The sequence below is a fragment of the Caulobacter segnis genome, assembly GCF_003243465.1.
Classification (GTDB): Bacteria; Pseudomonadota; Alphaproteobacteria; order Caulobacterales; family Caulobacteraceae; genus Caulobacter; species Caulobacter segnis_A.
The window spans coordinates 35,769-56,519 of the sequence record NZ_QFQZ01000014.1 but is presented as its reverse complement, the minus strand read 5'-3'; the positions used below and the strand labels follow the sequence as shown (position 1 = coordinate 56,519).

14 protein-coding genes are annotated in these 20,751 nt (G+C 67.9%); 6 read left to right on the top strand and 8 right to left on the bottom strand.

Annotation, left to right across the window (positions count from 1 at the left end; all coding sequences use genetic code 11):
• Positions 1-2: 2 nt before the first annotated feature.
• The 3 genes from gltB to DI526_RS06760 all read left to right on the top strand — a co-directional run bounded on the left by gltB (position 3) and on the right by DI526_RS06760 (position 7,556).
• Positions 3-4,526, top strand: coding sequence for a glutamate synthase large subunit (gene gltB, locus DI526_RS06770; protein ID WP_304275754.1), 4,524 nt, complete (start codon positions 3-5; stop codon positions 4,524-4,526).
• 154 nt (positions 4,527-4,680) lie between these two features.
• Positions 4,681-6,291: a cisplatin damage response ATP-dependent DNA ligase gene (locus tag DI526_RS06765; protein ID WP_304275751.1), complete on the top strand. Its 1,611-nt coding sequence runs from the start codon at positions 4,681-4,683 to the stop codon at positions 6,289-6,291.
• Positions 6,292-6,380: 89 nt separating this feature from the next.
• Positions 6,381-7,556: an MFS transporter gene (locus DI526_RS06760; protein ID WP_304275749.1), complete on the top strand. Its 1,176-nt coding sequence runs from the start codon at positions 6,381-6,383 to the stop codon at positions 7,554-7,556.
• Here DI526_RS06760 and DI526_RS06755 read toward each other — a convergent pair.
• On the bottom strand, positions 7,553-8,713 hold the full coding sequence (locus DI526_RS06755; RefSeq protein WP_304275746.1) for a DegT/DnrJ/EryC1/StrS aminotransferase family protein: 1,161 nt from the start codon (positions 8,711-8,713) through the stop codon (positions 7,553-7,555). The genes DI526_RS06760 and DI526_RS06755 overlap by 4 nt on opposite strands.
• A gap of 148 nt (positions 8,714-8,861) precedes the next feature.
• Between DI526_RS06755 and DI526_RS06750 the strand changes: the two genes are divergently transcribed.
• Complete coding sequence (locus DI526_RS06750; RefSeq protein WP_304275743.1) at positions 8,862-9,836, top strand: mechanosensitive ion channel family protein; 975 nt, start codon at positions 8,862-8,864, stop codon at positions 9,834-9,836.
• Between the two features lie 2 nt (positions 9,837-9,838).
• On the opposite strand, the gene DI526_RS06745 is transcribed toward DI526_RS06750, so the two are convergent.
• The 4 genes from DI526_RS06745 to DI526_RS06730 all read right to left on the bottom strand — a co-directional run bounded on the left by DI526_RS06745 (position 9,839) and on the right by DI526_RS06730 (position 12,448).
• Positions 9,839-10,063 carry a hypothetical protein gene (locus DI526_RS06745; RefSeq protein ID WP_304275741.1) on the bottom strand — a complete coding sequence of 75 codons (225 nt, stop codon included), beginning with the start codon at positions 10,061-10,063 and terminating at the stop codon, positions 9,839-9,841.
• Positions 10,064-10,202: 139 nt separating this feature from the next.
• Positions 10,203-10,856 carry a fructose-6-phosphate aldolase gene (gene fsa, locus DI526_RS06740; protein WP_304275740.1) on the bottom strand — a complete coding sequence of 218 codons (654 nt, stop codon included), beginning with the start codon at positions 10,854-10,856 and terminating at the stop codon, positions 10,203-10,205.
• A gap of 168 nt (positions 10,857-11,024) precedes the next feature.
• On the bottom strand, positions 11,025-11,906 hold the full coding sequence (gene rfbD, locus DI526_RS06735; RefSeq protein WP_304275736.1) for a dTDP-4-dehydrorhamnose reductase: 882 nt from the start codon (positions 11,904-11,906) through the stop codon (positions 11,025-11,027).
• Positions 11,903-12,448: an HAD family hydrolase gene (locus DI526_RS06730; RefSeq protein ID WP_304275733.1), complete on the bottom strand. Its 546-nt coding sequence runs from the start codon at positions 12,446-12,448 to the stop codon at positions 11,903-11,905. Before DI526_RS06730 ends, rfbD begins: the two co-directional genes overlap by 4 nt.
• A 103-nt stretch (positions 12,449-12,551) precedes the next feature.
• Here DI526_RS06730 and DI526_RS06725 point away from each other — a divergent pair, with 103 nt between their 5' ends.
• On the top strand, positions 12,552-13,715 hold the full coding sequence (locus DI526_RS06725) for an AGE family epimerase/isomerase (RefSeq protein WP_304275730.1): 1,164 nt from the start codon (positions 12,552-12,554) through the stop codon (positions 13,713-13,715).
• 48 nt (positions 13,716-13,763) lie between these two features.
• On the opposite strand, the gene DI526_RS06720 is transcribed toward DI526_RS06725, so the two are convergent.
• Positions 13,764-15,074 (bottom strand): mannose-1-phosphate guanylyltransferase/mannose-6-phosphate isomerase, encoded by a 1,311-nt coding sequence (locus tag DI526_RS06720; protein ID WP_304275728.1) that lies wholly within the window; start codon positions 15,072-15,074, stop codon positions 13,764-13,766.
• A gap of 92 nt (positions 15,075-15,166) precedes the next feature.
• On the bottom strand, positions 15,167-17,203 hold the full coding sequence (locus tag DI526_RS06715) for an NAD(+) synthase (RefSeq protein WP_304275726.1): 2,037 nt from the start codon (positions 17,201-17,203) through the stop codon (positions 15,167-15,169).
• A gap of 211 nt (positions 17,204-17,414) precedes the next feature.
• Between DI526_RS06715 and tkt the strand changes: the two genes are divergently transcribed.
• Positions 17,415-19,376 (top strand): transketolase, encoded by a 1,962-nt coding sequence (gene tkt, locus DI526_RS06710; protein WP_304275725.1) that lies wholly within the window; start codon positions 17,415-17,417, stop codon positions 19,374-19,376.
• Positions 19,377-19,394: 18 nt separating this feature from the next.
• Here the strand turns inward: tkt and DI526_RS06705 are convergent, their stop codons facing one another.
• Positions 19,395-20,585, bottom strand: a complete 1,191-nt coding sequence (locus DI526_RS06705; protein ID WP_304275723.1) for a carbohydrate porin — start codon at positions 20,583-20,585, stop codon at positions 19,395-19,397.
• Positions 20,586-20,751: the final 166 nt, after the last annotated feature.

Here is a 20,751-nt window from a genome sequence, read left to right as displayed (position 1 = left end):
CCATGACCGCGATGGACCTCTATCTGAAGAACCGCCAGGCCCTGATCGACGGCCACGCCTACGACCCGTCGACCGAACGCGACGCGTGCGGCGTCGGCCTTGTCTGCGCCATCGACGGCCAGCCGCGCCGCGAGGTCGTCGAGCTGGCGATCAAGGCCCTGAAGGCCCTGTGGCACCGGGGCGCGGTCGACGCCGACGGTAAGACTGGCGACGGCGCCGGCATCCTGGTCAGCGTCCCGCAGGACTTCTTCGTCGACCAGGTGCGCCGCACGGGCCACGCCCTGCGTCCCGGCCCGATCGCCGTCGGCCAGGTGTTCCTGCCCCGCACCGACCTGGGCGCCCAGGAGCTGTGCCGCACGATCGTCGAGGCCGAGGCCCTGCGCTTTGGCTTCTACATCTACGGCTGGCGCCAGGTGCCGGTGAACACCGCCGTGATCGGCGAGAAGGCCAACGCCACCCGTCCGGAAATCGAGCAGATCATGCTCGCGGCCCCCGCCGGCATGGACGGCGAGGCGCTGGAGCGCGCCCTCTTCCTGTGCCGCAAGCGCATCGAAAAGCGCGTGCACGGCCAGAACGTCACCGACTTCTACATCTGCTCGTTCTCGGCCAAGTCGCTGATCTACAAGGGCATGTTCCTGGCCGAGCACATCGACGAGTTCTATCCCGACCTGAAGGACGAGCGCTTCGCCGCGGCGGTGGCGATCTTCCACCAGCGCTACTCGACCAACACCTTCCCGCAGTGGCGCCTGGCCCAGCCCTTCCGAATGCTCGCCCACAACGGCGAGATCAACACGATCAAGGGCAACATCAACTGGATGAAGTCCCACGAGATCAAGATGGCCGCCCAGGCCTTTGGCGAGTTCGGGGACGACGTAAAGCCGGTGATCCAGCCGGGCGGTTCGGACAGCGCCAACCTCGACAACACCTTCGAGGTGCTGGTGCGCGCCGGTCGTGACGCGCCGATGGCCAAGGCCCTGCTGGTCCCGGAAGCCTCCAACCCCAAGATGAAGGACGCCCACAAGGCGCTCTACTCCTACTGCAACGCGGTGATGGAGCCGTGGGACGGTCCGGCCGCCCTGTGCGCCACCGACGGCCGCTGGGTCGTGGCCGGCAAGGACCGCTCGGGCCTGCGCCCGCTGCGCGTGGCCTATACCGACGACGGGCTGGTGATCATGGGCTCGGAAGCCGGCATGTGCGGCGTCGAGGAAGCCCGCATCACCCGCAAGCTGGCCATCTCGCCGGGCCGCATGATCGCGATCGACCTCGCCGAAGGCCGCCTCTACGGCGAGGACGAGATCATCGACGAACTGGCTGGCCGCCACCCCTACACCGAGTGGCTGGGCAACATGGTCGACCTCGAAAAGGAGATCGGCCCCGGTCCCGAACCGCGCAAGTACGGCCGCGAGGAGCTGACCCGTCGCCAAGCGGCCGCGGGCTATAGCCTCGAGGACCTGGAGATGATCCTCGCCCCCATGGTCGAGGAGGGCAAGGAAGCCGTCGGCTCGATGGGCGACGACACGCCGCTGGCGGTGCTGTCGGAGAAGTACCGTCCGCTCAGCCACTATTTCCGCCAGAACTTCAGCCAGGTCACCAACCCGCCGATCGACCCCCTGCGGGAGACCGGCGTCATGAGCCTGAAGACCCGCTTCAAGAACCTCGGCAACATCCTGGCCCAGGACGCGGCCCAGGCGGACGTCTACGTGCTGGAAAGCCCCGTGCTGACCACCGGCATGTACGAGCGCGTCCACGCGCTGCTGGGCGAGAAGAACGTCGCGGTCATCGACTGCACCATGCCGCTGCCGGCCGAGGAGGCCCGCGCCGGCGACGCTCTGCGCGCCAACCTCGACCGCATCCGCGCCGAGGCCGAGGACGCCGTCCTGCGCGGCTGCGGCGCCATCGTCCTGACCGACGAGAACAGCGACGCCGAGCGCGTGGCCCTGCCGATGATTCTGGCCACCGGCGGCGTCCACGCCCACCTGGTCGCCAAGGGCCTGCGGTCGTACGTCTCGATCATCGTGCGCTCGGCCGAGTGCCTGGACACGCACTATTTCGCGGTGCTGGTCGGCGTCGGCGCCACGGCGGTCAACGCCTATCTGGCCCAGGAGAGCTTCCAGGACCGCCTGGAGCGCGGCCTGGTCGGCGACAAGTCGCTGCGCGACGTCTGCATCAACTTCAAGACGGCCATCGAGGGCGGCCTGCTGAAGATCATCTCCAAGATGGGCATCAGCGTCATCTCGTCGTACCGCGGCGGCTACAACTTCGAAGCCGTCGGCCTGTCGCGCGCCCTGGCGGCCGAGTTCTTCCCCGGCATGCCCTCGCGCATCTCGGGCATCGGCCTGGCCGGCATCGAGAGCAAGTCGGTGGAGCTGCACCGCAAGGCCTGGGGGACGCCCGCCGTCACCCTGCCGGTCGGCGGCCTCTACAAGGCCCGCCGCTCGGGCGAGGCCCACGCCTTCGAAGCGCGCCTGATGCACACCCTGCAGACGGCCTGCGACACCGGCGACTACGAGCTCTATCGCCGCTGGTCCAACGGCCTGCGCACGCAGAAGCCGATCCAGCTGCGCGACCTGCTGGACTGGCGTTCGGACCGCAACCCGATCTCGACCGACGACGTCGAGAGCGTCAACGAGATCCGCAAGCGCTTCGTCACGCCCGGCATGAGCCTGGGGGCCCTGTCCCCCGAGGCCCACGGCGCCCTGAACATCGCCATGAACCGCATCGGCGCGCGCTCGGTCTCGGGCGAGGGCGGCGAGGACAGCGCGCGGTACAAGCCGCTGCCCAACGGCGACAACCCCAACAGCGCCATCAAGCAGGTGGCCTCGGGGCGCTTTGGCGTCACGGCCGAGTACCTGAACCAGTGCGTCGAGCTGGAGATCAAGGTCGCCCAGGGCGCAAAGCCCGGCGAAGGCGGGCAGCTGCCCGGCTTCAAGGTCACCGAGATGATCGCCCGCCTGCGTCACTCGACGCCCGGCGTGATGCTGATCAGCCCGCCGCCGCACCACGACATCTACTCGATCGAGGACCTGGCTCAGCTCATCTACGACCTGAAGCAGATCAACCCGATCGCCCGGGTGACGGTGAAGCTGGTCGCGGCCACGGGCATCGGCGCAATCGCGGCCGGCGTCGCTAAGGCCAAGGCCGACGTCATCCTGGTCGCCGGCGGCGTCGGCGGCACCGGCGCCTCGCCCCAGACCTCGGTGAAGTACGCCGGCGGTCCGTGGGAGATGGGCCTGTCGGAAGCCAACCAGGTTCTGACGCTGAACAACCTGCGCCACTCCGTCGTCCTGCGGGCCGACGGCGGCATGCGCACCGGTCGCGACATCGTCATCGCCGCCATGATGGGCGCCGAGGAATTCGGCATCGGCACCGCCTCGCTGGTGGCGATGGGCTGCATCATGGTGCGCCAGTGCCACTCCAACACCTGCCCCGTCGGTGTTTGCACCCAGGACGAGGCCCTACGCGCCAAGTTCACCGGCACGCCGGACAAGGTCATCAACCTCTTCACGTTCATCGCCGAAGAGGTGCGCGAGATCCTGGCGGGCCTGGGCTTCCGATCCTTGCAGGAAATCGTCGGCCGCACCGACCTGCTGGCCCAGGTCAGCCGCGGCGGCGAGCACCTCGACGACCTCGACCTGAACCCGCTGCTGGTCCGCGCCGATCCTGGCGCGAACAAGCCCTACTGCACGGTCGAGGGCCGCAACGCGGTGCCGGACACGCTGGACGCCCAGATCGTCCGCGACGCCGCGCCGCTGCTGGAGCGCGGCGAGAAGATGCAGCTGACCTACACGGTCCGCAGCACCGCCCGCACCATCGGCACGCGCACCTCCAGCCACATCGTGCGCAAGTTCGGCATGAAGGGCCTGCCCTCGGGCCACCTGACGGTCCAGCTGAAGGGCTCGGCCGGCCAGAGCCTGGGCGCCTTCGCGGTCCAGGGCCTGCGCATCGAACTGACCGGCGAGGCCAACGACTATGTCGGCAAGGGCCTGTCGGGCGCGACGATCGTGATCAAGCCGGCGCGCGGCCTCGCGGCGCCAGAGACCAACGCCCTGATCGGCAACACCGTGTTGTTCGGCGCCACCTCGGGCCGGCTGTTCGCGGCGGGCCAGGCCGGTGAGCGCTTCGCCGTCCGCAACTCGGGCGCCGTCACGGTGGTCGAAGGCTGCGGCGCCAACGGCTGCGAGTACATGACCGGCGGCCAGGTGGTGATCCTGGGCCCGACGGGGAACAACTTCGGGGCCGGCATGACCGGCGGCATGGCCTTCGTGCTCGACCAGCACGATCGCTTCCAGGCCAACATCAACCCCGACAGCATCCTCGTTCAGCGCCTGGCCTCGCCCTATTGGGAAGGCGTGCTGCGCTCGCTGATCGCCGAGCACGCCCGCGAGACCGACTCGGTGTTCGCGGCCACGCTGCTGCGCGACTGGGACCGCGTCCGCGACCAGTTCTGGCAGGTCTGCCCGAAGGAGATGGTGAGCCGCCTGCCCCAGCCCCTGGCGGCGGAAGAGGCCGTTCACGAACGCGCTTGATCCGTAAGACTTGGAGACCGAAGCCGCCGCGAGAGCCTCACCGCTTTCGCGGCGGTTTTCGTTTCAGCGCGGGGGGGGGGGCTGACCCTTGCCCGCGCGCGAAGGAACTGTGCGTACTGGCTCTGGCTGAACGAACGGAGCCGTCCGACATTCCATGTCCATGCGCGCCTTCGCCCACCTGCTCGACCGGCTGTCCCTGACCAGCTCGCGCAACGCCAAGCTGACCCTGATCGAGGACCACCTGCGCCAGACGCCGGATCCCGATCGCGGCTACGCCCTGGCGGCGCTCACGGGCGCCTTGTCGTTCAACGCCGCCAAGCCCGCCTTCATCCGCAAGGCGGTCGAGGCGAGGATGGACGCCCAGCTGTTCGGCTGGTCCTACGACTACGTCGGGGACCTCGCCGAGACCGTCGCCCTGGTCTGGCCCGCCAAGCCCGGGGCGAACCGACCACCCGAGCTCTCCGAGGTGATCGACGCCCTGCACTCGGCCTCCCGCGCCGAGGTTCAGCGGCTGATCGAAGGGTGGCTCGACGCCCTGGATCCCGACGGGCGCTGGGCGCTGTTGAAACTGATGACCGGCGGCTTGCGGGTTGGGGTGTCCTCGCGCCTGGCCAAACAGGCCTGCGCTAACTTCGGCGGCGTCGAGATCGGCGAGATCGAGGAGGTCTGGCATGCGATGAGTCCGCCGTATGGCGACCTGTTCGCCTGGCTGGAAGGCCGCTCCGAGCGCCCCTCGCCCGACGCGCCGGGCCGCTTCCGGCCGGTGATGCTGGCTCAGCCGATCGACGAGGCCGTCGACTTCGCCAAGCTCGCCCCGGCCGACTACATCGCCGAGTGGAAGTGGGACGGCATCCGCGTCCAGGCGGTCAGCGAGCGCGGCCAGCGCAAGCTCTATACCCGCACCGGCGACGACATCTCGGCCAGCTTTCCCGACGTGATCGACGCCCTGGACTTCGAAGGCGCGATCGACGGGGAGCTGCTGGTCCTGCGCGACGGCGCCCTGGCCCCGTTCGGCGACCTGCAGCAGCGCCTGAACCGCAAGACCGTGGACGGCAAGCAGCTGGCGAACTTCCCGGCGGGCATCCGCGCCTACGACCTGCTGCTCGACGGCGAGGAAGACCTACGCGGCCTGCCCTTCGTCGAGCGTCGCGCGCGGCTGGAGGCCTTCGTCGGCGGCCTGAAGACCCGGCGGATCGACCTGTCGCCCCTCCAGCCGTTCGCGACCTGGGAGGAACTCGCCGCCCTGCGCCTCAAGCCGCCGGAAGGCGACGCCCGCCTCTCCGAGGGCCTGATGCTCAAGCGGCGAGACAGCGTCTACGAGCCGGGACGCCCTAAAGGTCCCTGGTTCAAATGGAAGCGCGATCCCCATCTGATCGACGCGGTGCTGATGTACGCCCAGCGCGGCCACGGCAAACGCTCGAGCTTTTATTCCGACTACACCTTCGGCGTCTGGCGCGAGGACGAGGAGGGCCGGCGCAGCCTGACCCCGGTCGGCAAGGCCTATTTCGGCTTCACCGACGAGGAGCTGAAGCAGATCGACAAGTTCGTCCGCGACCACACGATCGAGCGCTTCGGCCCCGTGCGCTCGGTGCGCGCCGACCTCGACTTCGGACTGGTTTTCGAAGTCGCCTTTGAAGGCCTGCAGCGCTCGACCCGCCACAAGTCTGGTGTCGCCATGCGCTTTCCACGCATCAATCGCATTCGCTGGGACAAACCCGCCCGCGAAGCCGATGAACTCGCCACCCTGGAGGCGATGCTCGACTAGGCGACAGGGCGCGGGCGCCTATATAGGCCGCCAGGCGTCGCCTCGCGTCGCGGCTGGATCGGCCGCCAGGCGCTCGCCCGGAGTCTCGCATGACCCAAGCCTCGGAAACCGTCGGACTGACCCTCGCCATGGCCGCGGCCACGGGGATTGGCGTCGCCAACATCTACTACAACCAGCCGATGCTCGGCTTGATGCTGCGCGACGTGCCCAGCGGTCTGACGGCGATGGTCCCGACCGCAACGCAACTGGGCTACGCGGCAGGTCTGTTTCTGCTGGTGCCGCTGGGCGACCTGGTCGAGCGGCGGCGACTGATCGTCCTGCAATTCCTGGCCTTGGCGGTCGCCCTCGTCGCGGCGGCGATCGCGCCGACGGCCGGACTTATGATCCTGACCTCGCTGCTGGTCGGCGCGGCCTCCACCGTGGCGCAGCAGATCGTGCCCTTCGCCGCGCACCTGTCTTCGCCGGAGCGACGCGGCGCGACCGTCGGCACGGTCATGGCTGGCCTCCTGTGCGGCATCCTGCTGAGCCGGACGCTCGCCGGCTTCGTCGCCGAGCACGCCGGCTGGCGGGCGATGTTCTGGCTGGGCGCGCCCATGGCGCTGGCTGCGGGCGGCTGGATGGCGCTGAAGCTGCCGCGCAGCCATCCGCAGGCAGGCCTGTCCTACGGCGCCCTGATTGGCTCCCTGCGTCGCCTGTGGGGCGAGTTCGGCGCGCTACGCCTCGCCGTCGCCACCCAAGCGCTGCTGTTCGCGACCTTCACGGCCTTCTGGACGACCCTGGCCCTGCACCTGCAGGAGCCGCGCTTCCATCTGGGCGCCGACGTCGCGGGCCTGTTCGGCGTCATCGGCGCGGTCGGCATTCTGGCCGCGCCGATGGCGGGTCGCATCGCGGACAAGCGTGGTCCCCGCCCGATCATCGCCTTCGGCGCGGGCCTGGCCCTGGTGTCGTGGCTGGTGTTCGGCCTGTGGAATGCGATCCCGGGTCTGGTCGCCGGCGTCATCCTGCTGGATTTCGCGGTGCAGAGCGCCCTCGTCTCGAACCAGCACGTCGTCTACGCGCTGCGGCCCGAAGCCCGCTCCCGGATCAACACCGTCTTCATGGGCGGCATGTTTCTGGGCGGCGCCGCGGGCTCGGCCGCTGCCGCCTTCGCGTGGAAGAGCGCCGGCTGGACCGGTGTCTGCGCCCTCGGCGTCGGCCTGACGGCGGCGGCGACCGTTCTCCAGCTGGTCAACCTCGTCCGTCGGCGCGGCTTGAAAGTCGCTTAGGCCTCGAACGACCGGATGGCGTCGATGATCTTCTGCTGGTCCGCCTCGCCCAGGTAGGGGTGCATCGGCAACGCCAGCACGGTCTCGGCCCTGGCCTCGGTCACGGGCAGGCCGCCGGCGCCGCGCGGGAAGGCCGCGTAAGGCGCCTGCACGTGCATGGGGACGGGGTAGTAGACGGCTGTCGGAACGCCTTGCGCCTTCAGGTGCGCGGCCAGCCCGTCGCGGTCGCGGTGCTCGATAACGTACTGCGCCCACACCGAAACGCCGCCCTCGATCACCGCCGGCGTCGAGATCACCGCGCCCTTCAGGCCTTCGGCGTAGCGGTCGGCGACGACCTGCCGCAGCGCGATCTCCTCGGCGAAGATCGCCAGCTTCTCGATCAGGATCGCGGCCTGGATCGTATCGAGGCGCGAGTTCATGCCGATGCGGGTGTTCAGGTACTTGGGGTCATGGTCGAAGGTCTTGCCGGCCAGGTCGGGGCCGACGGCCTTGCCGTGGACGCGGTAGCTGTCCATCAGGTCCCAGAGCGTGGCGTCATTGGTCAGCACCGCCCCGCCGTCGCCGTAACAGCCCAGCGGCTTGGCCGGGAAGAAGCTGGTGGTGGCGACATCCGCCCAGTGCAGCGGGTGCTTGCCGTCCAGCGTGCAACCAAAGCCCTGGGCGCTGTCGGCGATCAGCTTCAGGCCTTCGCGGTCACAGATGGCCTTGATCGCCGGATAGTCGGCGGGCTGGCCGAACAGGTCGACGGCGATCACGACCTTGGGCGTCAGCTTGCCCTCGGCCTTCACGGCGGCGATGGCCGCGTCCAGCCTGGCCGGATCGAGATTGTAGGTGTCAGGCAGGATATCGACGAACACCGGGGTCGCGCCCACCCACGGCACGACTTCCGGGGTCGCGGCGAAGGTGAAGGACGGGCAGAACACCGCGTCGCCGGGACCGATGTCCCAAGCCATCAGCGGCAGGGCGATGGCGTCGGTGCCGTTGGCGCAGGACAGAGCGAGCTTGGCCTGGCCGAATTCGGCGAGCTTGGCCTCGAACGCCCGCACCTGCGGGCCCATGACATAGGCGCCGCTGTCCAGCACCTGAGCGATGGCGGCGTCGATCTTGTCGCGAATCCGGCGCTGCTGCGCGCCGAGGTCGATGAAGGGCATGCTCATGGGCGGCGCTCTTAGTCTTCGTTCATGACGAATTCGAGCCAATTGATGTAACCGACTGTTTCCACACGCTTGGCCGACGCGCGCAAGCGGAACCATTGACGGCGCCTGTCGTTGACCCGAAGGCGCGGGGGCGCCTATCGAGACCTTCATGCAGACAAAGCCCAGCCCGATCCCGGCCAATACGCCGTTGCCGTCGCTCATGAACGTGAGGGCCGACGAGACCATGTTCGGCCACTTCCTCGACTGGCTGGGCGGCCTCGCCGTCAATCTGGTGGTCGCGGGCCTGACTCTGGCGGTGACGTTCTGGGCGGCGGGCTGGGCCGCGCGGTTCATGCGACGCACCTTGAGCCGCGTTCACCGCAACTCGCCCGACCCGACGCTGGAAAGCTTCAGCGCCTCATTGGCCCGCTACGCCATCATCGCGGTGGGTCTTGTCGCGGTCCTTCAGCAGCTGGGCGTCCAGACCACGTCGATCCTCGCGGTCCTTGGCGCGGCCTCGCTGGCCATCGGCCTGGCGCTGCAAGGCGCCCTGTCGAATGTCGCGGCGGGCGTGATGATCCTGCTGTTCCGCCCCTACCGCGTCGGCGACGTGATCGAGACCGCGACCCGCCAGGGCACGGTCAAGTCGCTGGACCTGCTGTTTACCGAGATCGCCACCCCTGACAACGTCAAGGTGATGATCCCCAACAGCAAGGTGTTCGGGGACGTGATCCTGAACTATTCGACCCACCGCCACCGCAGGGCCGACGTTTTGTTCAAGGTGCCGTTGAAGACCGACCTTGTCCTGGTGCTCAAGCGCCTGCGCGAGCGGGCCGAGAACGATCCGCGCATCCGCAAGGACCCCGCGCCGATGATCGAGGTGACCGACCTGTCGGAGCTGTTCGCCCAGGCCGCCATCCGCGTGTGGACCGCCGCGGCGGACTTCGGCCCCGTGAAGACAGATTTGATGCTCTCGGCGCACCTGCTGGCCGAGAACCCGCTGCGCGAAGACCTTCCGCCGCCACGCCCCGCCAAGGCCGCCGATCCCTCGCCCGCGATGCCGGGGGAAGGCGAGCATCATCTTCTGAACCTTATAAAGCCAGGGCGTCGTCGCTCGCGTCGCTCTACGCCGCCGGAGGCTTGAGGTCAGGCCGTTCCTTGGCCGTGGGCCCATTCGCGCGCGAACTTGAGGCTGAGGCCCACCTCTTCGAACACTACGCGGCGAAGCTGGCCAAGGCGTTCGGGCGCATCGTGGATGATCACGAACGGGAAGCCATTGTCGGACAGGAAGTCGTGCAGGAAGCGCGAGAACCGGTCGGCTTCTTCGGGACCGGTCAGGCGGACTTCGGTCTCAGCGATCTGGGGAACCATGAGCGTGGCCCTTCGTAAGCGGATCACCCTTAACGCATGAGTTCGCGCCTGCGAAGCAGCTTCGCTATTGCAAAATAAACTTTGATCCCAGACGACCGCCTCGCGAGCGCGCAACGCCCGTTCGCGAGGCGCCGCGCGGTTACAGGATCGATTGGCCCGTGGAGGCCCAGTCCTTCAGGAACTGCTCCAATCCCTTGTCGGTCAGGGGATGTTTGTAGAGATCGGTGAACACCGCCGGCGGAATCGTCACCACGTCGGCGCCGACGATAGCCGCTTCCTTGACGTGCGCGGCGTTGCGCACCGAAGCGGCGAGGATTTCGGTCTCGTAGCCGTAGTTGTCGTAGATCGTGCGGATGTCGCGGATCAGGTCCATACCGTCGAAGCCATAGTCATCCAGGCGGCCGATGAACGGCGAAACGAAGGTTGCCCCGGCCTTGGCGGCCAGCAGAGCCTGGGTCGGCGAGAAGCACAGGGTGACGTTAGTCTTGATCTCTTCGTCGGCGAAGGCCGCGCAGGCGATCAGGCCGTCGCGGGTGAGCGGGATCTTCACCACGACGTTGGGCGCGATCGCCGCCAGCTTCTTGCCTTCGGCGATCATGGCGTCCGCGGTGGTGGCGGCCACCTCCGCGCTGATCGGGCCCGGAACGATGTCGCAGATCTCAGCGATCACCTCGAGCATGGGCCGGCCCGACTTGGCGATCAGGGTCGGATTGGTGGTCACGCCGTCGATCAGGCCGGTGGAGGCCAGGTCGGCGATGACCTTGGTGTCGGTGCTGTCGAGGAAGATCTGCATGGTCGCTCGCGCTGATTTTCTGGGAAGAAGCGGCCTCGGGTTTATCGCGGGCGCGCGCGACACGCCAGCCGCTAGAGCCGGCCGGGCGCGCATGCGTCCAGATCGCCTGCTGCTTCGCTCAAGCGGGTCGGACGACGCGCCCGAAACGATCAGGGTGAGACGCGGGCGCTAGGGGAGCGGTCCAGAAGCGACAAGCCGGTCGGCGGTCCGCTCGACGGCGTCCCGCCAGGGCTCTGGATGAAAGCCGAACACCGCTCGCAGCTTCGTGGTGTCGAGAGGCGATCGTGGCGGCCTCGGCGCCGGCTCGGCGAACGCCGCCTGGGTCGTCGGCTCGATCCGGGCGCGGGCGTGCGGATCGCGGCTGATCGCAGCCCAGGCGAATTCGTAGCGGCTGGTCTCGCCCGCATTGGCGAAATGGAACAGGCCGAACGCCGCGTCGTCCGCCGGAGCGGCTCGCCAGTGGGACGCCGTTTCGATCAGGAAGTCAGCCAGAGCCTCGCCGTCCGTCGGCGTGCCAAACTGGTCGGCGACGATCTTCAGCGCTTCCCGCTCCCGGGCCAGGCGCAGCATGAAGCTCACATAATTGCGGCCATAGCGCGAGAACACCCACGAGACCCGAAGGACCACCGTACGGGGATGGTCCAGCACCGCCCGCTCGCCCGCCAGCTTGGAGCGGCCGTAGACGTTGATCGGCCGCGCGTCGTCCGTCTCGACATAGGCGCGATCCGTCAGGCCGTCGAACACCGCATCGGTCGAAAGATGGACGAAGGGCAAGCCGCGCGCGGCGCAGGTCTCGGCCATCACCCCAGGCGCGACGGCGTTGACGGCGAAAGCCTGGTCGGCGGCGCTCTCTGCGGCGTCCACCTGGGTAAACGCGGCGGTGTTCAGCACCAGATCGCAGTTCGCGTCCAGAATCGCTCTTCGGATGGCGCTGGCGTCTTCCAGATCGCAGTCGGAGCGCGACAACGCCGTCAGCGTGACCCGTTCCTGGGCCGCAACCTGAACCGCGGTGGCGACCTGGCCGGTCCGGCCAAACTGCAGGACCCTCATTTCAGCGCCGGAACGCGTTCGCCCAGGGCCTGTCCGACAAAGGCGCGCAGGTTTCCGCCCTTGAACAGGTGGCCGGCCATTCCCGCCCGCGCCCCGGCCTCAACGTCGATGTGCCGATCGCCAATGATCACCGCCTCTTCGGGCCTAAGATCCCAGTCGGCGAGGCCTCGCAAGACCATACCCGGATTGGGCTTGCGATCGGGATGATCCGGCACGCGGAACGCGTCGATCACCGCCAGCTCGTGAAACGGGCAATGGTAAAAGCTGTCGATCCGGCCGCCCAGCTCGGCCAGCTGGGCCTGCATGGCGGCGTGAAAGCGGTCCAGCGCCAGCTCGTCGAAATAACCGCGGCCGATACCCGACTGGTTGGTGACGACCAGGATCTTCAGGCCCGCCGCCGTCATCGCCGCCACCGCCTCGCGCGCGCCGTCGATCCAGTCGAGCTTCGCCGGATCATGGACATAGCCATGATCGATGTTCAGCACGCCGTCCCGATCAAGGAAGACAGCCTTCAGAGGCGGAAGGTCAGGAGCGCCGGTCATGCCTTGAGCAGTAACGCGGGCCGCTCGATTTCGCCAGACCAGCGTCTTGGCCTGGAGCCCGGTTGCGCTCTAGAAGAGCCACATCTCCCTGGGGAAACGAACGATGACGAACGCCTATGCCGACGCCGCCCGCCTTCGCGACCGCCTCAAGACCTGGGTGACGGAGGCGGCCTATCCCCTATGGTGGAAGGCTGGCGCGGATCGCGACCAGGGAGGCTTCTTCGAGAAGCTGGATCTGGACGGCGCGCCGGTGTCGGGGCCTCGCCGCGGTCGCGTTCTGCCGCGCCAGATCTTTTCCTTCGCCATCGCCGGCGACCTGGGCTGGCAGGGCCCCTGGCGCGAAGCCGTCGAGCATGGCCTTTCGTTCTATCTCTCAGCCTACCGCCGCCCGGACGGCCTGTTCCGCACCCTGATCGGCCCGAACGGCGAGAGCCTGGACGAGACGGCGGAGCTGTACGATCAGGCCTTCGCGATCTTCGCGCTCGCCGCGGTGGCCACCGCCCTGCCGGCGCGGGCCCAGGAGGCCAAGGCCATCGCCCTCGAAGTGCTTGGAAAACTGACCGCCGAGCGTCGGCACCCGGTGGCGGGCTTCCATCTGTCCAACCCACCGACCACGCCGCTGCAGTCGAACCCGCATATGCACCTGTTCGAAGCGATGCTGGCCTGGAACGCGATCGACGCCGATCCGACCTGGCGAGCCTTGGCCGACGAGATCGCCGAGCTCGCGCTCTCCAAGTTCATCCAGGCGGAAAGCGGGCAACTTCGCGAGTTCTTCGACGTCGATTGGAACGCCGCGCCGGGTGTCGAAGGCCGCATCTGCGAGCCGGGTCACCAGTTCGAGTGGGGCTGGCTGCTGCTCCGCTGGGCCAAGCTGGCCGGTCGTCCCGACGCCATCAAGGCGGCGCTTCGCATGATCGACGACGCAGAGGCGCGTGGGGTCGATCCGGCGCGCGGCGTGGCGATCAATGCGTTGCTCGACGATTTCTCGATCCACGACAATGGTGCGCGGCTGTGGCCGCAAACCGAGCGGATCAAGGCGGCCGCCAAGGCCGCCGACGCCACGGGCGACGAGAAGTACTGGGAAATGGCCGCCGCAGGCGCCGAGGGCTTGCTGGCCTATCTACGGACGCCGGTCCCGGGCCTTTGGCGCGACAAGTACCAGGCCGACGGAACCTTCGTCGAGGAACCGGCGCCGGCCAGCTCCTTCTACCACATCGTCCTGGCCATCTGGGAGCTGGACCAGATGGTCAATTCGCGGACAGCCTAGGCGTTCAGGAGGCGAGCGGGCTGACCGCTCGCCTCCGATCGACATATGTTATCTGGGGCTGGTCACCAGCAGCGTCGCCGCCCCGATCGCCCGGAGGTTGACCTCACCCTCCAGCGACAGTACGGCGCCGGCCGCATAGACTTCCCCGTCCAGCTCGAACACGCCTTCGAGCAGCTGAACAGTCGACCTGGGCAAGGTGATCGTCTCGCCCGCCGTCACACGATGCAAAGCGACATCGAAGCCTTGGGTGGACACCAGCGGCTGGGCGCCCTGCGTCGAGGCGCTGCGACGCACGGCGATCGAACGCCCCTTCGCCTTCAGGCCGTCGACCAGCGTCTTGACCGCCTGGCTGTCGTTGCGATGGCAGACCAGCACAGCGTCAGGTTCGACCACGACGATCAGGTCGCTGACGCCAATCACGCCGACATAAGGGCCCGTCGAGCGAGCGAGGACGCCCGAGGTCTTCAGCAGGTCCACATCGCCCGCTTGCGCATTGCCGTTCTCGTCCTGGGCCGAGGCCTCCCAGATCGCATCCCAGGCGCCAAGATCCGACCAGGCGAAGGCGGCGGGCACGACGGCCGCCTTCTGGGTCCGCTCCATGACCGCGTAGTCGAGCGAGATCTTCTTGGCCTGGGCGAAGGCTTCACGGTTCAGCCGCGCGACGCCAGCTTCGAGCTCGAGCCCGTCGACGCAAGCCTTGGCGGCCTCAGCCACCGTGGGCTCGAACGCCTCGAACTCGCCGATCAGTGTCGCGGCCTTGAAAGCGAAGTTGCCGCTGTTCCAAAGATAGCCCTCCTGGAGGTAGCGCTCGGCGGTGGCCTGATCCGGCTTTTCGACGAACGCGGCGACCTTGCGAACCGAGCCGTCCAGCAGAGGCTCACCCGGGCGGATATAGCCAAAGCCGGTGGCCGGGACGGTAGGCTGGACGCCGAACGTCACGATCAGCCCCTGCTCGGCGGCGCGCGCTGCGGCGAGCGCCGCTTGCTGGAAAATCTCAGGCTGCGAAATGTAGTGGTCAGCCGCCAGCATCAGCAGGACGCCGTCCGGGTCCTGGCGCTCGACATAGGCCGCGGCGGCGGCGACGGCCGGCGCGGAATCGCGCGCCTCCGGCTCCACCAGGATCGTCGTCCAGGCCTCGATCTCGGCGGTCTGGTCGGCGACGAAGCCGACCATGGCCTCGCCCGTGACGACCACCACTTCCGCGACGCCGGGGATGTCCTTCACCCGCAACACAGTGTCCTGGAACGAGGAGCGCTCGCTCAGCAGCTTCAGAAACTGCTTGGGTTGGTCGCTCCGCGAGGCGGGCCACAAGCGCGTGCCCGAACCGCCACACAAGATTACCGGATAGATCGCAGCCAAAAGTCATCCCCACACGTAGAAGTCATTGTCCCAATAGGGCTCTATTGCGAAGGGTGCATAAAGGCAAACCAGCGAGTCACGAAGATTTTTCGTCAGTCTGGAACGCCGGCGCGCAGTTCAGAGAGCCAGGCCTCGGCCGTGGCGTCAGAAGGCATGCGCCAGTCGCCTCTAGGCGACAGCGCTCCGCCCGACGAGATCTTCGGTCCGTTCGGCACGGCGGACCGCTTGAACTGGTTGGCGAAGAACCGCTTGAGGAACAGCTCCAGCCAGCGCTTGATCTCGGGCAGGTCAAAGGCGCGGCGGGCGTTTTCCGGCAGCCCGACCGGCCAGCCGCCCTGCTCCGCGTCGTGCCAGGCGCTCCAGGCCAGGAAGGCGATCTTGGACGGCGCCATGCCGTAGCGGGTCATGTAGTAGAGGTTGAAGTCCTGCAGGGCGTACGGGCCGACGAAGCTCTCCGTGGCCTGAACCTCTTCGCCCGGGATCAGCTCCGGTGAAATCTCGGTCGCCAGGATGTCTTCAAGCAGGGCTGTCGTGCCGGCGTCAACATCCCCGGAATGGGCGACGAAGCGGATCAGGTGCTGGATCAGCGTCTTGGGAACCCCGCAGTTGGGATTGTAGTGGCTCATCTGATCGCCGACGCCATAGGTGCACCAGCCCAGCGCCAGTTCCGACAGGTCGCCAGTCCCGACCACCATGCCCTTGAAGTGGTTGGCGAGACGGAACAGGTAGTCCGTGCGCAGCCCCGCCTGGACGTTCTCGAAGGTCACGTCATAGACCGGCTCGCCCTTGGCGAAGGGGTGGCCTAGATCCGCGAGCATCTGCCGGGCCGCCGGACGGATGTCGATCTCCTCGGCCGTGACGCCCATCGCCTTCATCAGCGCCCAGGCGTTCGACTTGGTGCGATCCGAGGTCGCGAAACCCGGCAGGGTGTAGGCGCGGATATCCGAGCGTGGGCGGCCCAGCTGGTCCATGGCCTTGGCGGTGACGATTAGGGCATGGGTGGAATCGAGCCCGCCCGAGATGCCGATCACCAGGCTCTTCGAGCCCGTGGCCTCGACGCGGCGCGCCAGGCCCTGGACCTGGATATTGTACGCCTCGTAGCAGTTCTCGCGAAGCTTGGCGGGATCCGACGGCGTGAACGGGAACCGCTCGATGCCCCGCGTCAGGGCCAGGTCCCCGGCCGGCGGCTGGAAGTCGACCGTGGCCACGCGGAACGGAACCTTCGGCGGCGCCAGGGCCATGGAGTCGCCGAAGCTGCCGACCCGCATCCGCTCCTGGCGGATCCGCTCGATGTCGACGTCGGCGAAGGTCCAGGCGGGTCCCGTCGAGAACCGGGTGGTCTCGGCCAGCAGGTGGCCCATCTCGTGGATGTCGACATGGCCGTCCCAGGCTAGGTCCGTAGAGCTCTCGCCCGCCCCGGCGGCCGAATAGACATAGGCCGCGATCGCCCGCTCCGACTGGCTGGCGCACAGCAGGCGGCGTGTTTCGGACTTGCCGATCGTGATGTTGCTCGCGGACAGGTTCAGCAGGATCTCGGCGCCGGCTAGGGCCTGGGCCGTGCTGGGCGGGTTGGGCGTCCAGACATCCTCGCAGATCTCGACGCCGACGGTGAACGGCGTCGAACCGCCAGAGCGGAACAGGACGTCGGTCCCGAACGGAACGGCTTGGCCCGCGAGAGTCAGGGTCTTGCCCGCGACGCCCGCGCCCGGCGTGAACCAGCGCCGCTCGTAGAACTCGCGATAATTGGGCAGGAAGCTCTTGGGCACGACGCCCAGCACCTTCCCGCCCTGGATGGCGACGCCCGTGTTGTAGAGGCGGCCCGCGTCGCGCAGGGGCGCGCCGACGACGATCATCGGCGAGAGCTTGCGGCTCTCCTCGGCCAATGTGGCGATCGCCGCCTCGACGGCGTCCAGCAGGACCTCCTGCTGCAGCAGGTCGTCGATCGTGTAGCCGGTCAGGCCCAGCTCGGGAAATACGATGACGGCGACGCCCGCCTCGTGCGCCTCGCGCGCCAGGGCCAGGACGCTCTGGGCGTTCATGGCGGGATCGGCCAGCTTCACCTTCGGCACGGCGGTCGCCACCCGGACAAAGCCGTGACGGTAGGGCGAGAAGAACGACGGACTACCCAAGCGACCGGCCTTTCCCATATGACGGCCGCCTTATGCTGAAAGTGAGCATAAGGCGCGCTCCAGCTATAATGCCTGCGAAGGCTGTTGCATAGCGCCCACGGCGGACGTTCGGCTCCCGGACAATGACTTTGTCGCGGGTTGACCCCTCCGGGTTCCCATGCGACTGCGCCCGTCGCGCAGACCTGCAAAACAACGATAAGACGGTACTTCCATGCCCGTTTCGCCCATCAAGATGGCCGACGCGATCCGCGTCCTTTCCATGGACGCCGTGCACAAGGCCAAGTCCGGACACCAAGGCATGCCGATGGGCATGGCCGACGTCGCGACGGTGCTGTGGAGCAAGTTCCTGAAGTTCGACGCGAGCCAGCCCCACTGGCACGACCGCGACCGCTTCGTGCTCTCGGCCGGCCACGGCTCTATGCTGCTCTATTCGCTGCTCCACCTGACCGGCTTCAAGGCCGTGACGATGAAGGAGATCGAGAACTTCCGTCAGTGGGGTTCGCTGACCCCCGGCCACCCGGAAGTCCACCACACGCCCGGCGTCGAGACCACCACCGGCCCGCTTGGCCAAGGCCTGGCTACCGCCGTCGGCATGGCGATGGCCGAAGCCCACCTCGCCGCCCGTTTCGGCCATGACCTCGTCGACCACCGCACCTGGGTGATCGCCGGCGACGGCTGCCTGATGGAGGGCGTCAGCCACGAGGCGATCAGCATCGCCGGGCGCCTGCGCCTGAAGAAGCTGACGGTGCTGTTCGACGACAACAACACCACGATCGACGGCGAGGCCACGATCTCGGAGACCGGCGACCAGGTCGCCCGCTTCAAGGCCGCCGGCTGGGCGGTGAAGGTCGTCGACGGCCACGACCACGGCAAGATCGCCGCCGCCCTGCGCTGGGCGACCAAGCAGGACCGCCCGACCATGATCGCGTGCAAGACGCTGATCTCGAAGGGCGCGGGTCCCAAGGAAGGCGACCCCCACAGCCACGGCTACACCCTGTTCGACGACCAGATCAAAGCCGCCCGCGAGGCGATGGGCTGGGACGCCGCGCCGTTCACCGTGCCCGACGACATCGCCAAGGCCTGGAAGAGCGTCGGCCGCCGCGGCGCGAAGGTCCGCAAGGCCTGGGAAGGCAAGCTGGCCGCCTCGATCCAGGCCAGCGAGTTCAAGCGGGCCATGGCGGGCGAACTTCCGGCCAACGCTTTCGAAGCGCTGGACGCCCACATCGACAAGGCCCTGGAGACCAAGCCTGTCAACGCCACCCGCGTTCACTCGGGGTCGGCCCTGGATCACCTGATCCCGGCGATCCCCGAGATGATCGGCGGCTCGGCCGACCTGACCGGCTCGAATAACACCCTTGTCAAGGGCATGGGCGCGTTCGACACGCCTGACTACAAGGGCCGCTACGTTCACTACGGCGTGCGCGAGTTCGGCATGGCCGCGGCCATGAACGGCATGTCGCTGCACGGCGGCGTGATCCCCTACTCCGGCACCTTCCTGGCCTTCGCCGACTACAGCCGCGCCGCGATCCGCCTGGGCGCCCTGATGGAGGCCCGCGTCATCCACGTGATGACCCACGACTCCATCGGTCTCGGCGAAGATGGCCCGACCCACCAGCCGGTCGAGCATGTCGCCAGCTTGCGCGCCATCCCGAACCTGCTCGTCTTCCGCCCGGCCGACGCGGTGGAAGCCGCCGAATGCTGGAAGGTCGCCCTGCAGCAGGCCCGTACGCCGTCCGTGATGACCCTGTCGCGCCAGAAAACCCCGCACGTGCGCGCGCAAGGCGGCGACCTGTCGGCCAAGGGCGCCTACGAGCTGCTGTCGGCCGACGGCGGCGAGGCGGAAGTGACGATCTTCGCCTCGGGCACGGAGGTCGGCGTCGCCGTCGCCGCGCGCGACATCCTGCAGGCCAACGGCAAGCCGACCCGCGTCGTCTCGACCCCCTGCTGGGAGCTATTCGAAAAGCAGGACGCCGCCTACCAGGCCGCCGTCATCGGCACGGCGCCGGTCCGCATCGCAGTGGAGGCGGGCGTGCGCATGGGCTGGGAGCGCTTCATCGGCGAGACCGGCAAGTTCGTCGGCATGAAGAGCTTCGGCGCCTCGGCTCCGTTCGAGGTTCTGTACCAGAAGTTCGGCATCACCGCCGAGGCCGTCGCCGAAGCGGCTTTGGCCTAGATTACGGACGGGGTGGCGTCAGAACGCCACCCCGAACCGCACCGTAGCGACCAGGGCGTGACCGACGCCGCCGTCGGCGCCGGGATTGCGGACATACTGCAGGTCCGGCTGGATCGTGACCGGACCGATCTTGTCCGAATAGGTCACTTCGATCGCGCTTTCCGCGCGGGTCAGGCGCTGACCTTCATCGAAAGCGTTGGCCCGGAACTTCCCCGTGAGAAGCGCCTGGTTCAAGCCGATCGAGAAGGCGCTGTCCGGACGCCCCTCGAAGACGTGCTCGACAAGCAATCCCGCCTGCCAGCCTCCCTTGAACGCCGTGGTGTCGCCGTCGGACAGGCCCAGCCGCGCGAACGCGGTCGTCTTGCGCACCGCGTCTTCGCCTTCGCCGGTCAGCTGGCGTTCTAGCAGCAGATAGGCCCCCTGCGCCGTCTTGGCGGCGGGGTAGCCGGCGGCGGTCACATCCCGAATGTCCGGCTGCTTCTTGGTGTAGCGCCAGGCCCCTACGGCGACCTTGCCACGCCCCTGCCAGCCAGCCTCGGCGATGGTCAGCAGACCGTGCTCGAAATGGGTGCAGATCCCGCCAGGGTCGCCGACGACGCCGGCATGGGCGTTGATCGCGGCGGCTTGGACATAGACATGCGCGTTCGGCGTCCAGCGCACACGCGCCGAAAGCGCCGTCGACGGAAAGATGGAAGGCCCGTTCGGCCCGGTCGCCGCCAGCTCCGAGCCGATGCCGAAGGCCGGCGCCAGCAGCAGGCCGGCGCTTTCATTGGCGTAGAATTCGCTGTTGAGATCATAGAGACCGACGAGCACGGAGGCGTTGGCGCCGACATTCTGCTCCACCCAGGCCTCGAAAAGGCGGGCGCGCTGGCGTGACACCTCAATGTTGTCGACGCCCTGCAGCGTGCCGGCGTCGTCATTGGGCATGGCGCCGCTGTTGTTCAGCAGGAGGATGTGGGCCTTAGCGCCCTTCCAGCCGACAGCCTTGTCCAGGTCAACGTCGGCGCCGACCTGGAGATCGTCCAACACCCGCCCGCGCTTGGCCAAGCCGCCGCTCACGACGCCCGCCACGTCGACCGTGTAGCCGCCGCTGAAGGTGATCGCCTTGCTGGACGTATCGCCCGCGAAGGCCGGCCCGCCAGCAATCGCTGCGAAGACGGTGGAAATGATCGCTCCAAGCCGGAGCGCGATATGGTGGCGCTGACGCATTCGACCCTCGACGCCAATCTCTTGGGCGCGTCGGAACGTTAGGTTTCGATCTCGTCTATCTGGTTAAGCTGGGCTGTGGCGCGTGGTCGCAGGAAGATAGGCGCCGATCCTAAAGCGCATGATCGCACAGGTCAGGCCCTTCAAGGCCCCGTCCATCGTCACGCTT